Below are 14,545 nucleotides of genomic sequence, written 5' to 3'. Positions count from 1 at the left end.
CTGTCGGCTGAAGATTGTATGATAGAAAGCAGAAAAATGCTCCTCTGTTGTGATTTGAGGGGGATTTTCTATATCGGGTACACAGAGGAGAGATGAACATGGGAAACCGGAAATTTTGGATGGTGTTGGGAGCGTTGATGCTGGTTTTGGCAACGGTGGCGTGTGAATTCAGCGCCAGCACCGCGAATATCGGCGATGCGTGGCTTTCCGACAGCGAAGATGGCAATAACCGCGTCACAACCTTTACACAGGATGCCGTTTTTTACGCTTTCGCCGATTTAAAAAATGCGCCCGAAGATACCACCTTGAAGGCGGTGTGGATTGCGGTGGATGTGGAAGGCGTGGATCCCAATTTGGTCATCAATGAAACCGAGTTTACCAGCGGCAGCAACATCATCACTTTCAACCTGAGTAACAATAATCTCTGGCCGGTTGGTAAATACCGCGTGGAAATTTACCTGAACGGTAAACTGGACAAGACGCTCGATTTTGAAGTGCGTTGATAAAAAGCCCTGCCCCATTGCTGGCGAAATCCTCTCTCAGACCAGACCTCGCACATGTTGCTGGTGTTGGTGCCAGGCCGGGATGGTGCACCCATGCAGCGACGCCATTTTATCCAACCTTCAAACCCCAAGGAGTTGACAATGAAAATTGCACTGGTTACGGATGATGGAAAAATGATCAGCCGGCATTTTGGACGGGCTTCTCAGTATCTTGTGCTTTCTCTGGAAAATGGTGAAGTGGTCAGCCGTGAACTTCGCCCCAAGCTGAGCCACCACCAAAAGGATCATCATGAGGCGCAAACTCACCACAACCATGGCGAGTCTGAGGACCAGCACCATCAGCGCCATGTTTCCATGGTTGAGGCAATTGCCGATTGTGAAGTATTAATTTGCGGTGGAATGGGACGCGGGGCTTATGAAAGCATGTTACGCCTGAAGATTAAGCCCATCGTTACCGAATTGACCGATGTGGATGAGGCGGTCAAGGCGTTTTTGAACGGTGAACTGGTGGACCACACGGAATTGCTTCATTAACCCGAAGACACCAATGTCTGCTGGATTTTAGATGAAAACATTCCTGAAAGTGATAAAATAAGTAAAAAATTATCATCAACCCGGCTTAAGAGAATTCAGGAGTGTTATAAGGTGGATGATCCGGCTTTGCTGGAAATGCAAGAATGGATTGAGCGCTGGCAAGAGGTTCACGACCAGCGCGCCATTTTTTTAAGCTGTTATCGAATGATGACGATGAATATGCTGGAGGCTATCCGGCGGGATGAGTTTTCTGACGGCGGTTGGGTGGATCATCTGCTGCACCGTTTTGCGGACTACTATTTTTTGGCGCTGCATGCTTATGAGGAGCGGCAGGAAAATGTGCCGGTTGTCTGGCAGGCGGCTTTTCGGGCGGCGGCAGGCAGGGATTATTCGCCGCTGCAAAACTTGCTGCTGGGGGTCAATGCCCATATCAATTATGATCTGGTGCTTACGCTGGAGGAGCTGCTTCAGCCCGAATGGGCGGAGTTGAGTCCGGCCCGGCGGGCGGTTCGCCGCACCGATCACAATCGCGTCAACCGGATCATCGCCGCGACAATTGACGCAGTTCAGGATCAAATCCTCGAACCGGCCATGCCGGTCTTGCAGGCAGTGGATGTTTTGATGGGACGTGTGGATGAGGGGCTGATTTCGGGTATGATTACCCGCTGGCGCGGCAGGGTGTGGCAGCACGCCGTCTATCTGGTGGAAACCTCTAGCGAATTTGAGCGGAAGGAGTGGATAGAGCGGGTGGAGCGCGAAGCCCTCCGGACTGCGCTCTGGATTGGATGGAAGGGCTGAACGGCAGCGCTCAGAGCCAACGCGATTCCTTGACATGCCTACCGGTTGATTTTATAATAATGGCACGTTCCTCGATAGCTCAATCGGCAGAGCGGGCGGCTGTTAACCGCTAGGTTCCAGGTTCGAGTCCTGGTCGAGGAGCCTGTTTATTTAAGGGGAAAAGTTTTATGGCAGGTTTACCCGCATTGCTGTAAAATCCTGTGTAATTATAATTATCCTTAATTGACCCAAATAATCGTTGAAACAAAAAATGCCTCTAACTGGCAGATGGACGGATTTGGCCGTCTTGACACCCGGTGGAGCGCATTTTCGGCATTGCGGGGGAAGAATTTTGGCGGGAGGAACCGGCTATGAAAGTGAATGGTAAAGTGATTGTGGTCACCGGCGGTGGAAATGGAATTGGTCGGGAACTGGTGCTGTTGCTGCTGACCAAAGGCGCGCGGGTGGCGGCGGTGGATATCAACCCGGCGGCTCTGCAGGAAACGGTCGGTCTGGCTGGCAGCCGCAGCGGGCAACTCTCTACCCATGTGGCGGACATTACCAACCGCGAGGCGGTGGCGGCTTTGCCCGCTCAGGTCATTGAATTTCACGGCGCGGTGGATGGGCTGATCAACAATGCCGGCATTATTCAGCCGTTCCGGCGGGTCAAAGACCTGGATTATGCCGCCATTCAGCGGGTCTTGAATGTCAATCTGTTCGGCACCATCTACATGACCAAGGAATTTCTGCCCTGTTTGCTGGAACGGCCTGATGCGCACCTGGTCAACATTTCCAGCATGGGCGGCTTTTTGCCGGTCCCCGGCCAAACCATTTACGGGGCGGCCAAAGCCGGTGTGAAATTGTTTACCGAGGGCTTATACTCCGAATTGCTCAATACCAACGTGCGGGTGACGGTGGTCTTTCCCGGCGCTATCGGCACCAATATTGCCGCCAATTCGGGTGTAACCCTTGCATCCCCCGCTCAGACACAGGAGCAAAGCAGCCGAATAAAACCCCTGCCGCCGGCGAAAGCTGCTCAAATGATTGTGGAAGGCATGGAGCAGAACCGCTACCGTGTGCTGGTCGGATCAGATGCCCGCTTCTTGGATTTGATTTATCGCCTCAGCCCGCAGTGGGCGGCAAACTATATTTTCAAGCAGATGCAAAACCTGCTGCCGGATTAATCCTGACCAACGCGGATGGTTCTTCTTTCAAACCTGCATCAGTTGATTCAGGACTTCTTTCAGCACGCCAATGCTGCGGCGGTACTCGCTCAGCGAGATGTGTTCGTTGGGGGTGTGGTCGAGGTTGGAATCGCCCGGCCCGTAGGCAACTGCCGGGCAGCCCCACACCGGGGCAGCCAGATTTAAGTCCGCTGTGCCGCTCTTGAGAGCAAAAGCCGGTTTACCGCCGACCGCCCGAATGGCGGACAAGAACGCCCGTACCAAAGCCGTGTTCTTCTCCCCAAGATACGCCGGCACAGCATCCAGCAGGTGCAGGCGACCCGCCCCTGCCAGCGCCGAAAGCTCAATAAAGGCCTGTCCGGGGGCAAACCAGGCCGGCAGGCGCAGATTGATCCACAACTCGGCCCAGCCGTTAAAGCCATCCTCACCCGATTGCATCTGACGCAGGATGGGCGTAACCTGATCGAATGTTCGTTGATAAGGTTCGTTCCATGCGGCGGCGGCAGCCGTCAGGCGGTTCCAAAAGGCGACGGCGGCCTCCGGCGCGTTTTCAGCCTGGGCGGCCGGGTGGGCGAGCGGCTGTTCGACGCGGTAAGACAGCAGCAGGCTGCCTTTGTACCCCAGCGTTACCCGATCCCAACCGCTCGGCTCGCCGATGATGGCAAAGTCGGGCCAATAACGATCCACAATGGCTTTGGCACCGCGCGAATCGCCTTCTTCCCCAACCGCACCGATCACCACCACTTGCCAGCCGGACGGGATGGTTAACTGGCTGACAGCAGCCACAAAGCAAGCCAGCGCGCCTTTGGCGTCCACCGCGCCGCGCCCGAAGAGCAAATCGCCCTCACGCCGCACCGGGATTTCCCCGCGCACCGTGTCAATGTGCCCCAGCAGGACGATCTGACGCCCGCCCTCGCCGCGCCAGCCGATGGCATTGCCCACCGCATCCACCTCGACCTGAAAATCCAGTCCGCGCATGGCATGCGCCAGAAACTCAACCGCCAGCTGTTCGGCAGCCGTCGGGCTGTAAGACCGCAGCAAGCCTTCCAGCAGGGTTACTTCGTCCATTCGGCGGCTTCCTGGGTGAGGACGAGGGCAACCGCTTCTACCACCCGTTCAAGATCGCTCTTTTCGATCACCAGCGGCGGCAAAAAGCGCATCACCGTCAGGCCGGCCGGCAGCGCCAGCACACCTTCGTTCATCAAGGCTTGCAGGTAGGGTGTGACTTTCTGCTTGAGCTCGATGCCGACCATCAGACCCAGCCCGCGCACCTCGCGAATCTGGGGGGAATCCAACCGGCGCAGGGCTTCGATGAACCAGCCTCCCAGTTCGGCAGCCTGTTCGGGCAGGTGATTTTCCAGCAAAAAGTTCAAACTGGCCAGGGCGGCGGCGCAGGTCAACGGGTTGCCGCCGAAGGTTGAGCCGTGGGTTTGGGGCGGCAGGCTACCGACCCGCTCACCGATCAGCACGGCTCCCATCGGCAAGCCGCCGGCAATGGACTTGGCCAGACACACCAGATCGGGTTGTAAATCGTAATGTTGAAAGGCAAACAGTTTGCCGGTACGCCCAAAGCCGGTTTGTACCTCGTCCACAATCAGTAATGCTCCACGCTCACGGCAAACCTGTTGAGCGGCTGTCAGAAATTCGCGGCTGGCCGGGTGGACACCGCCTTCGCCCTGGACGACTTCCAGCAGCACGGCCGCCGTTTGATCGCTGACCGCCGCTTGCAGGGCCTGCGGATCGTTGTAAGTCAGATGAGTGAAGCCCGGCACCAGCGGCTCGAACGGCTGACGGTATTTTTTCTCCCAGGTGGCGGAGAGTGCGCCAAAGGTGCGCCCGTGAAAAGCGCGTTTGAAGGCGATGATCTCGCTGCGTCCGGTCGTCAGGCGGGCAAACTTGATGGCGGCTTCGTTAGCCTCTGCCCCGGAGTTGCACAGGAAAACCCGCGGATAACCGCTCACCTGGCACAGGCGTTCCTCCAACGCGGCTCTCCGGTCGTTGTAGAACATTTCCGGGCAGGAAATCAAGCGTTGAGCCTGTTCGGCAACCGCCTGAGCCACCTGGGGGTTGGCGTGGCCGATGTTGGCTGCCCCCTGCCCGCCGACACAGTCAATATACATTCGCCCGTGGCTGTCCCACAGATGGGCAGCCTGCCCGCGCACAATCGCAATCGGGCGTTTGGTGTACAGGCCGGAAGTGTAGCGGTCTTCAACTGCCAAGATGTCCATCATTCGATCACCGTACCTTTCCCTTGCAGAGCATCCACGAGGGGGTGGGGGCTGCGCCCATCCCCAAAAATGACCCGGCTTACGCCGCCTTGCAGGGCTTCGGCAGCACCCAGCACTTTCTTCTTCATCCGGCCTTCGGCATACTCAATGGCACGCTGTACTTCAACCCGCGGCAGGTGATGAATGAGGGTGCTTTCATCCGGAAATTTGCGCATCAGACCGGGTACATTGGTCAGCAGGATTAAGGTGGCTGCGCCGAGGGCGGCTGCCACCATCGCCGCCGCCCGGTCGGCATCCACGTTGAGCGCTTCACCGTTCGGCGAGATCGCCAGCGGCGCTACCACCGGCGTGTAACCCGTGGCGATCAACAGGGAGAGGATCGCCGGGTTGACCTGCTCGATTTTGCCGGTGTAATCGTCCCGCAGCACCAGTTTACGCCCGTTTTCCACCACCCGGATGGCTTCCTTGCGATGAGCGATCATCCAGCGCCCGTCCAGTCCGGTCAACCCAAAGGCGTTGACGCCATGTTTCTGCAACTGCTCCACCAGCAGGGTATTGATTTTGCCGGCAGTAACCATGGCAAAAATTTCCAGCGTCTTCCGGTCGGTGTAACGGCTGGTAAAACCGCTTTCGCTGGTGACGAAGCGCGGCGGATGGCCGAGTTGGGTGGATATCTCATTCACCTCCGCCGACCCGCCGTGAACCAGCACCACCTTTTGGCCCTGTTGGACCAGATTGGCAACATCGGCACAAATGGAAGATATGTTGACGCCGGCGGCGCCGCCAATTTTGACAACCAGCATGGGTGATTCCTCCGCTAAATGGGGTGTAATCCGCCAAAAGTCAGGCCGGCAGTTTCGTCAAAACCGCACATCAGGTTCATCGCCTGCACGGCTGAACCGGCAGCGCCCTTCATCAGGTTGTCAATCGCCGCCATGCCGATCACCCGCCCGGAACATTCGTCCACATCGAAGCCGACATCGGCGTAGTTACTGCCAGCCAGAATTTTGGGCTCCGGCACGCGGTAAATGCCGCGCCGGTCGCGTACCAGCCGGATGAACGGCTCGCTTTCGGCCCATTGGCGGTAGATTTTCCACAAGTCCTTTTCGCCAATGCCCGGACGCAAAAAGGCGTGAGCGGTTGCCAGCGCGCCGCGCACCAGATCCACCGCCGTCATGGTCAGGTGAACCTCGCTCAGACCGAGTTCCTGAATCACCTCGGCAGTGTGGCGGTGTCCGTATGCCGAAAAGGTGCGGATCACGCCGCTCCGTTCGGGGTGATGACTGCCGGGATTGGGGGAAGCCCCGCCCTCCGAAGAACCGGTTTTGATTTCGACAATCACCGGGCGGGTGAGATCGAGCGCATCGGCCTTGACCAGCGGGTAAAGCGCCAGAATGGAGGCGGTGGCGTTGCAGCCCACGCCGCTGATGTAAGCCGCCGAGCGCATTTCCTCGCGGTGTAATTCCGGCAGGCCGTAAACGAACTTACTCAACCAGGCCGGGGCGCGGTGTTCCTCTCCGTAATACCGCCGGTACAGTTCGGCATCCCGCAGACGGAAATCCGCCGAGCAGTCCACAATCCGTGGGGCAATGGCGGCGTAATCTTCGATCCGCTGCTGGCTTTCGCCGTGCGGCATTGCCAGAAAGAGGACATCACACGGTTTAACCTGCTGAGGGTCGCTGAATTTGAGGGTGGTGCGCTTGCGCAGGTTGGGGTGCTGCTGATACACAAATTCACCGAGGTGACTGCCGGAAGTCGCCTGCTGGATTTCCACGAAAGGATGATCGAGCAACAGGCGCAGCAACTCGCCGCCCACATAACCGGCCGCACCGATGATTGAAACGCGCAAGCGGCTCATTGGGCGGCTGCCCTCCACAGGGGGATGCCCAGCGGGGAGGTGTGCAGGATGCCCATGGGTACTTGCGGCGCGCTCACGGCCGGAAACGGGGGGTGAATTTGACCCTCGGCAACGGCGAGGGTGTACTCGACCATCAGGCCGGCAACGTCCACCCCGGTGGTGGGGGCGAGGGTGTGAAACTCGCTGGTGTGGTTAATCTCGTTGACCAGAAAGCCGCGCTGCGGGTCTTCGAGAACATCCACGGCCAGCACGCCGCCGCCGACTGCCTGAGCAGCCGCAACGCATAAGGCGTTCAATTCAGGCGTGATTGGGCAGACTTCTCCCTTGCCATCGCGAGCGGTGTTGGTGATCCAGTGAGAGGAGGTGCGGTAAATGGCACACACCGTCTGATCCCCCACCACAAAGGCGCGGATGTCGCGTCCCGGCTTTTGGATGTATTCCTGCAGGTAGTAGATGGAGTGCTGGTAAGAACCGAGTGTCTCTTTGTGCTCCAGGATGGCTTCGGCGGCGTCGCGGTCGTTGATTTTGGCGAGCAGCCGCCCCCACGAACCGACCACCGGTTTTAACACCACCGGGTAGCCCAGTTCTTCGATGGCCTGCAGTGCCGATTCGGGGGTGAAGGCGACCTTGATGCGCGGCTGAGGGATGCCGGCGCGCGCCAACGCAGCCGAAGTGGCCAGTTTATCCCCGCAGGTAGCGGCGACATGCGCCATGTTGACCGTCGGAATGCCCCAGGCGTTGAGTATCTGGGTGGCGTACAGGCCGCGCGCAAACGAGAGGCTGCGCTCCAGCACGGCGGAGTAGGACAGCCAGTTTTCGGGGTGGGCAAAATCGAACACCGCTTCGCGGTCGTCAATCCGCTCGTGGGGGATGCCGCGTTTTTCCAGCGCTTCGAGGATCCACTTTTCCTCGATCCGCACCCGTGAAAGCAGGACACCAATTTTCATCGCTGTTTCTCCTTTGGCGGGGCTTACTCGCCCCAGTCTTCTTCTTCCATGGGAGCCAGTTCCAGCTGGAGTGGCTCAAGGCTGATTACTTCCAGGTCTACACCGCAATCCGGGCAGACCACAATTTCACCGACGAGGACATCGTTCAGCTCGATGGCGGCTTCGCATTCGGGACAGGATGTTAGGGACATGAGAACCTCCGTTTGAAAAAGATGTTAAAAAGAAATGCCCTCCGCGGGGCGGAGGGCTTGATTTGCCGACTCACTGTGATTGGTGAAGGAACTCAACCACGCTGGCGTGCATAAAGCCGTCCTGCCCCGCAAGGGGGAAGGAATGGACGACGATCCTTACGCACGCGCAGTTCCAAACTCATGATGCTTCAAATTATAGCGGTTTGGTCGGAATTGTCAATAGCCGCACGGCTAACAAAATGTTAAGAATTTTTAGCGGCGCACCAAAGGCAGGTAAATTTTAAAGTCATAGATGATACTACCGGTAAAGGGACTGTCAAGCACATACTGCGGGCCGAGATTTGGGGATGTGCCGCCATGCTTGCATTGACCGTTATTGCCCTGACCGGAAGCATCGCTGACCGTTCCGTTACAGGGGCCCGGCGTACCGTCGAAGTGATAAAGTGCAACCGTGCTGGCATCGGGGTTGAAGGGCATACTCGGCGGGGTAAAGTTTGCTGTGTAGCGTATGACGTTGGAGATGCGTAACTCGTCCAACCAGCCGTTGAAGGATGGGTAGGTGCTGGGGTCGTAGTCATGCTTCTCGGCGGCGATGACCAGATAAGGGTCACTGTTCGTGTAAGAAGTATTGCGTCCGTCCCGATAAGAGAGATTCCCGCCAGGTCCGTTTTCGGTTTTTTGCAATTGCCCGTCCACAAAAATGCGCATCTGCCCATTCCCGCTCTGGCGGGTGACGGCTACATGATGCCACTGACCATCTCGCAAGTCGCTTATTCCGCAGATGGTGCGGCGGTTACTGCCCACCGCCGCACCAAAGGCAATCCTACCGCGGTAAAGCGAGATGCCGTAATCGCCGTAATCGCCGTCGCCAAAGATGTCGCGGTCGAGGATGATGTTGCCGTTTGTCCAGGTGTCTTCGGAGGCGCTTTCCTGGCAGGACGGGCTGGGGTTACTCGAGGGTGCGGCTTTGAGCCAGAACTCAATGGTGAAATCGCCGCCGACATCCACCGAACGATGTGGATTATCCAGAGGAATCTTAACCCGGTCAATATCGCCGCTGCCCGTGCCGAAGAAACGCAACGAGGTTTGATTGGATTGAGCCGGCGCGACAGAGAGTACAACCTGCCTGGGTTGGGCAGGCAGGATAAGTGCCAGCAAAACAGCCCCGAATCCAATTAGCCCCATCCGTTTCATGTACCGCAGCTCAACCGTGTAAGATATTTGATAATACGGATGTGAATTGCCGTATTATTAAAATATACCCAAAAAATTTTTTTCAAGAGCTGGATGGGTAGTCCGGGTTGGGTTAACGAATTTGTAAGGTTCGAAATGGTTGGCCTTGAGCGTGCGCCGATGGAGTGGTGTTGAAAAGGCGCTGTCTGCTATTGCCGATGACCCATCCGCGGCGGGTGGTTATGGCAGAGAGTTCTGGATGCTGCTCGCGATGGCAAGGGCTGTGGCGCGGGTATTTCTACACCGGGGCGAGTGTGCCGAACCAGATCAGCCATGCCAGCACGGTCTTGGCAACCAGGCTGAGGATGATATACACCCGTTCGCCGTAGAGATAGTCCTTCCATCGGCCGACCTTTTTGTACTGCAGCACCATGTTGACGGCAAAGATGTTGAACATCACAAACAGGGTGGGTACGATGGCGTAGACAAAAGCCGGTGGTTTGGCGTCGCCGGAGTTGACCGCTCCCATGAAGTACAGGAAAATCACGATCCACGGCACAATACCTGCCAGACAGCCGTAAATAAACGCCAGCCAGTTCGTCCGCGTGGTCGTCTGGTTGTGAACTTCCATCATGATGCCAAACAGGTTCATCATGGCGTTGATGCCGAAAATGGCGATCATCGTCCCCAGGTCCCAGATGCCGACCAGCATACCGATCAGCACAACCATCAACGAGGAACTGAGAGCATATTCGTAAAAGCGGATGGGGTTCATGCCCTTCTTCAGATTTTCGACATACGGGCGGTAGCCAATGGTGGAAAGGTAGAAGTGGGCAACGGCTGAGATGAGCAGGAAGACGGCTACAGCCGGTCCGAAGGGTAGTTCGTAGAGCAATTGTGGGTTGGGTGTCAGGGTGAAGGTTGCCCGGTCGAAGGTGAGGTAGTTGGTGAAAATCGGGTAGGTTCTATCATTGCTGACTACCCACATGAAAATGCCCTGAATCAGGTGCAGAAAGCCCATGATCAGGTTAAAACGGCGCAGCCCCTGAAATTTTTTCAATTCTGCAGCGGCGGCAACGAGGGGACCATTTGATTCCGAAGTCATATTGATTACTCCTTGTTTGAATTGGAGCAGCCTGACGAAAAATTATTTTTACCGAATAATTCACGCTTTAGCTGCCGGCAGGCGATGGGTGTGGCTGTCTCCTTTGCTTGTGTTTTCCCACCTGCATCTAAGATTACTATAACACCAGCCAGCCGGAAAAACATCCCTCTGGTTCCCTAACCTTATACATTCTTTGTACGCGCCGAATTCCCTGCCCGCCGACCGGTCACCAAAGAATAAAATTCCCTTACCCACAGGGCAAGAGCAGTCCTCTATGGAAAAAATCCTGCCGAATTGAAACGCCTGCCGGTAGGATTGTAGTTTTTGGCAATTTGTTCGTCCTATCGAGCATCAGCGACACTTGCACCGCACTGCGCTTGGTGCCGCGCTGGGAGGGCTCCCACCCAACCTCCGCAACGGCCCTGCCGGAGACCGCCACGCCGCCTGACGGCGGCTCGCGGTGACGTAAACCAGCTAATGTCACCCCGAACGGAGTGAGGGGTCTCCCACCCAACCTCCGCAACGGCCCTGCCGGAGACCGCCACGCCGCCTGACGGCGGCTCGCTGTGACGTAAACCAGCTAATGTCACCCCGAACGGAGTGAGGGGTCTCCCGCCCAACCTCCGCAACGGCCCTGCCGGAGACCGCCACGCCGCCTGCGGCGGCTCGCGGTGACGTATACCCGTAAACGTCATTTCGGGCGAAGCGAGAAATCTCCCTCCCGGCCCTGCGGGAGATTGCCGCGCTCGCTCGTGGTGACGTCAACCGAGGGAGGGTTTTACAACGCTTCGAGAGCCTGCTTCAGGTCTGCGATCAAGTCGTCGGCATCCTCAAGCCCCAATGACAGGCGCACCAGATTGTCGCGGATGCCCAGCGCCTGTCGTTTTTCCGGTGGGACATCGTAGTAGGACATCAGTGCCGGTTGAATGACCAGACTCTCCGTTCCGCCCAGCGAAGGCGAAATGTAGGGGATTTGCAGGCGGTCAATGAAGCGAGCGGTATCGTACAGGCCGCCGCGCACGGTGAAAGAAACCACACCGCCAAAGCCTTTCATCTGCGCGCTGGCCACTGCGTAATCGGGATGGGAGGGCAGACCGGGATACCAGACCTGCTCGACAGCCGGGTGGGATTCCAGAAATTCGGCGACCCGTTGCCCGTTTTCATTATGGCGCCCCAGCCGGATGCTGAGGGTCTTAATGCCCCGCAGCAGCAGGTAGGCGTTGTGCGGGTCGGCGGTGGCGCCAAGAATGTTGTGCAGTTCACGCACAGGAGTCAGAGCCGCGGCGCTGCCGGCAGCGAAGCCGGCCAGAAGGTCATTGTGACCGCCCAGATACTTGGTGGCCGAGTGAATGACGATGTCCACACCCCAATCCAGCGGGCGCTGGTTGAAGGGGGTGGCAAAGGTGGTATCCACCACGCTGATCAGCCGATGGCGGTGGGCGATTTCAGAAAATCGTTCCAGATCCAGCACGCGCAGATAGGGATTGGTGGGCGTTTCGGAGAGCAGCAAGCGGGTGTTCGGGCGGATGGCGTCTTCCAGCGCAGCGTAATCGCCGATGGGTACGACGCTGGTCTGAATGTCAAAACGCGCTAAAAATTCCAGACAGATCTGGCGCGTCCGACGGTAACAGTCGTCGGTCATCACCAGATGGTCGCCGCTGCGCAGACAGGCCAGCAGGGTGGTGGTAATCGCGGCCATGCCGCTGGCAAACTGGATGGCGGTTTCGGCGCCTTCCAGGGCGGCCAGGCGTGCCTCGCAGGCGGCGATGGTCGGGTTGCCGTAGCGCCCGTATTCGAGACGGTCGGTGGGCAGGCCGCGGCTGTGAGCGTCCTGATAGGCAATCACTTCCTCGCTGTTGCGAAATGTGTAGGTGGCGGTTTGTACCAGCGGTTCGATGATGGCGTGGTAGGGTTTTTCGCGCTGGCTGCCGGCATGAATGGCACGGGTCGAATCGCCCCATGATTCGGGGTCCGGTTGCCGGTTGAGCAGGTCTATCAGGGTGGAAAGGGGCACAGTTTGTGTCATGGGAATACCTCCGGGGAACTGAAAAATAAAAAACGGGCTGCCTGAACCTTGCAGGCAGCCCGCTGGTGGACGATGAGCGATGCAGAAGCCGGTTTTTATTCGACCCGTCTCCGTGCAAGCGCTGCCTGCTGGATGAGGCCGCGCATGACCATCGCCATCATCATCGCCATGAGGGAGAGAGCAATCAGCAGGCTTGCAGGAATTAAGGTCATCGAATGTTTACCTGAACGGGAATTACCCCATAGTATAGTGAGTTTTTTGAAAAAGTCAATTAAGAAAAGGTTAAAAAAATTCAACCGAAGCGATTTTTTCGGAAAAATGATCTGAATTTTCCTTCAATCCCTTTACAAAACGGATGAAATGAATATAAAATAGCCCAACTTTTTGAAAACAGACCGTCCGGATTTGAGGTAATTGGTTGCTGCGTTTTTCCACTAGACGGTTGCAGCGGGTTCCCGTTAGCCGTTCACCCCACGCCCCGATTATTACAATAACTCCCCCCACGCGTTGATTTCAAGCGAGGGCTGCCGCCGGGAGGGTTCTCTGCCTGTGCCGGCGGAGCAAATCACCCAGACGCCGTAGAGGACTCGCGGCGCTGCACTTTAACTTATCCTATCGGTTTGCTACCTCCAAAAGAGGTGATTCGCCAGCATTCTACTTCGCCAAGGAGGAAGTTTTTTATGTCTGCTTCATCTTCTCAACCCTATAACCCGTTTCGGGTGGCTCAGCAGCAACTCGATGAAGCCGCGCGCCTGTTGCAATTAGACGCGGCGGTGCATGAGCTGCTGCGCTGGCCGATGCGTGAATTGCATGTCACCCTTCCAGTGCGCATGGATGACGGCACGGTGCGCATTTTTCAAGGCTTTCGCGTTCAGTACAACGATGCGCGCGGTCCGTGCAAGGGCGGAATCCGCTACCACAGCGAGGAAACGGTGGATACCGTGCGTGCGCTGGCAGCCTGGATGACCTGGAAAACCGCCGTGATGGACTTGCCGCTGGGGGGCGGCAAGGGCGGAATCATCTGCGACCCCAAGCAGCTTTCTCCCGGTGAACTGGAACGGCTCAGTCGCGCCTACATTCGTCAGGTGGGGCGCATTTTGGGCGCCGAGGCGGATGTACCGGCGCCGGATGTGTACACCACTCCCCAGATCATGGCCTGGATGGTGGATGAGTTTTCCTACCAGCGCGGTTACACCGAATTTGGGATGATCACCGGCAAACCGCTGGCGCTGGGCGGCTCGGCCGGGCGCGGGGATGCCACGGCTCGCGGCGGAATGTACTGTCTGCGCGAGGCCGCCAAAGCCCATCAGGTGGATTTGCGCGGCGCAACGACCGCCATTCAGGGATACGGCAACGCCGGTTCTTTTGCCCACAAACTGGGCGCTGAGCTGCTCGGACTCAAGGTGGTGGCGGTTTCCGACTCGCGCGGCGGTATTTACAACCCGGACGGCCTGGACTACGAGGCGGTGCTGGCGCACAAGCAGCGCACCGGTTCAGTGGTCAACTTCCCCGGCGCACAGCCGGTCAGCAATGCCGAACTGCTTGAACTGGATGTGCAGGTGCTGATTCCGGCCGCGCTGGAAAACGCCATCCATCAGGAAAATTGCGAGCGAATCAAGGCGCGGTTCATCGCCGAGCTGGCCAACGGCCCGACCACGCCGGAAGCCGACGCGGTGCTGTTTGCCAAAAAAGCCGTCGTGCTGCCCGACTTTTTGTGCAACGCCGGCGGCGTTACCGTTTCGTACTTTGAGATGGTGCAAAATGCCTACGGCTATTACTGGGATGAGGACGAGGTGCATCAGCGGCTTGACCAGCGCATGACCGGTGCGTTTTGGAAGGTCCATGAGGTTGCCCGGCAGCACGGTGTGGACTACCGCAAGGCGGCTTATCTGGTGGCGGTTAGCCGGGTGGCGGAAGCGGTTCGGCTGCGCGGCTGGGCGTAAAAATGGGCGGAAGAGGGTATAATTTTCAGCATTCGCCAAAGTGAAGCAGAATTTTATACCCTCTCTGGCAGGCGGT

Annotated in this window: 14 protein-coding genes and 1 tRNA gene; 6 read left to right on the top strand and 9 right to left on the bottom strand. The window is 57.6% G+C overall.

The window, feature by feature from the left end; translation table 11 throughout:
* The first annotated feature begins 98 nt into the window (after positions 1-98).
* From AC812_RS05465 to AC812_RS05445, 5 genes are all read left to right on the top strand, one after another.
* Positions 99-503 carry a hypothetical protein gene (locus tag AC812_RS05465; protein ID WP_061912816.1) on the top strand — a complete coding sequence of 135 codons (405 nt, stop codon included), beginning with the start codon at positions 99-101 and terminating at the stop codon, positions 501-503.
* Positions 504-644: 141 nt separating this feature from the next.
* Entirely contained in the window at positions 645-1,037 is a 393-nt protein-coding gene (locus tag AC812_RS05460) for a NifB/NifX family molybdenum-iron cluster-binding protein (RefSeq protein ID WP_062158822.1), read from the top strand.
* 111 nt (positions 1,038-1,148) lie between these two features.
* Complete coding sequence (locus AC812_RS05455; protein WP_061912814.1) at positions 1,149-1,835, top strand: DUF5995 family protein; 687 nt, start codon at positions 1,149-1,151, stop codon at positions 1,833-1,835.
* 68 nt (positions 1,836-1,903) lie between these two features.
* A tRNA-Asn gene (locus AC812_RS05450) sits at positions 1,904-1,976 on the top strand.
* Positions 1,977-2,185: 209 nt separating this feature from the next.
* Positions 2,186-2,998: an SDR family NAD(P)-dependent oxidoreductase gene (locus AC812_RS05445; protein ID WP_061912900.1), complete on the top strand. Its 813-nt coding sequence runs from the start codon at positions 2,186-2,188 to the stop codon at positions 2,996-2,998.
* 27 nt (positions 2,999-3,025) lie between these two features.
* On the opposite strand, the gene AC812_RS05440 is transcribed toward AC812_RS05445, so the two are convergent.
* The 9 genes from AC812_RS05440 to AC812_RS05400 all read right to left on the bottom strand — a co-directional run bounded on the left by AC812_RS05440 (position 3,026) and on the right by AC812_RS05400 (position 12,526).
* The gene (locus AC812_RS05440; RefSeq protein WP_061912813.1) at positions 3,026-4,066 is read right to left on the bottom strand and encodes a [LysW]-lysine hydrolase; all 1,041 of its coding nucleotides are present in this window, start codon (positions 4,064-4,066) and stop codon (positions 3,026-3,028) included.
* A complete protein-coding gene (locus AC812_RS05435; RefSeq protein ID WP_061912812.1) occupies positions 4,054-5,229 on the bottom strand; it encodes an aspartate aminotransferase family protein in 1,176 nt (391 codons plus the stop codon). Before AC812_RS05435 ends, AC812_RS05440 begins: the two co-directional genes overlap by 13 nt.
* Positions 5,226-6,029 carry a [LysW]-aminoadipate kinase gene (locus AC812_RS05430; RefSeq protein ID WP_061912811.1) on the bottom strand — a complete coding sequence of 268 codons (804 nt, stop codon included), beginning with the start codon at positions 6,027-6,029 and terminating at the stop codon, positions 5,226-5,228. The genes AC812_RS05435 and AC812_RS05430 overlap by 4 nt, the downstream gene beginning before the upstream one ends.
* Before the next feature lie 14 nt (positions 6,030-6,043).
* A complete protein-coding gene (argC, locus tag AC812_RS05425; RefSeq protein WP_061912810.1) occupies positions 6,044-7,084 on the bottom strand; it encodes an N-acetyl-gamma-glutamyl-phosphate reductase in 1,041 nt (346 codons plus the stop codon).
* Positions 7,081-8,031 (bottom strand): lysine biosynthesis protein LysX, encoded by a 951-nt coding sequence (gene lysX, locus AC812_RS05420; RefSeq protein ID WP_082148833.1) that lies wholly within the window; start codon positions 8,029-8,031, stop codon positions 7,081-7,083. The genes argC and lysX overlap by 4 nt, the downstream gene beginning before the upstream one ends.
* A gap of 23 nt (positions 8,032-8,054) precedes the next feature.
* Complete coding sequence (lysW, locus tag AC812_RS05415; protein ID WP_061912809.1) at positions 8,055-8,222, bottom strand: lysine biosynthesis protein LysW; 168 nt, start codon at positions 8,220-8,222, stop codon at positions 8,055-8,057.
* A gap of 252 nt (positions 8,223-8,474) precedes the next feature.
* Positions 8,475-9,416: a LamG domain-containing protein gene (locus tag AC812_RS05410; protein WP_114676066.1), complete on the bottom strand. Its 942-nt coding sequence runs from the start codon at positions 9,414-9,416 to the stop codon at positions 8,475-8,477.
* A gap of 277 nt (positions 9,417-9,693) precedes the next feature.
* Entirely contained in the window at positions 9,694-10,500 is an 807-nt protein-coding gene (gene heR, locus AC812_RS05405) for a heliorhodopsin HeR (RefSeq protein WP_061912808.1), read from the bottom strand.
* A gap of 778 nt (positions 10,501-11,278) precedes the next feature.
* Positions 11,279-12,526: a trans-sulfuration enzyme family protein gene (locus AC812_RS05400; RefSeq protein ID WP_082148832.1), complete on the bottom strand. Its 1,248-nt coding sequence runs from the start codon at positions 12,524-12,526 to the stop codon at positions 11,279-11,281.
* 680 nt (positions 12,527-13,206) lie between these two features.
* Here AC812_RS05400 and AC812_RS05395 point away from each other — a divergent pair.
* Positions 13,207-14,469, top strand: a complete 1,263-nt coding sequence (locus tag AC812_RS05395) for a Glu/Leu/Phe/Val family dehydrogenase (RefSeq protein ID WP_061912807.1) — start codon at positions 13,207-13,209, stop codon at positions 14,467-14,469.
* Positions 14,470-14,545 lie beyond the last annotated feature (76 nt).

Source organism: Bellilinea caldifistulae, assembly GCF_001306055.1.
Lineage (GTDB): Bacteria > Chloroflexota > Anaerolineae > Anaerolineales > Anaerolineaceae > Bellilinea > Bellilinea caldifistulae.
Note: the sequence above shows the minus strand (reverse complement) of the source record. Positions and strands in the feature narration are given on the sequence as shown.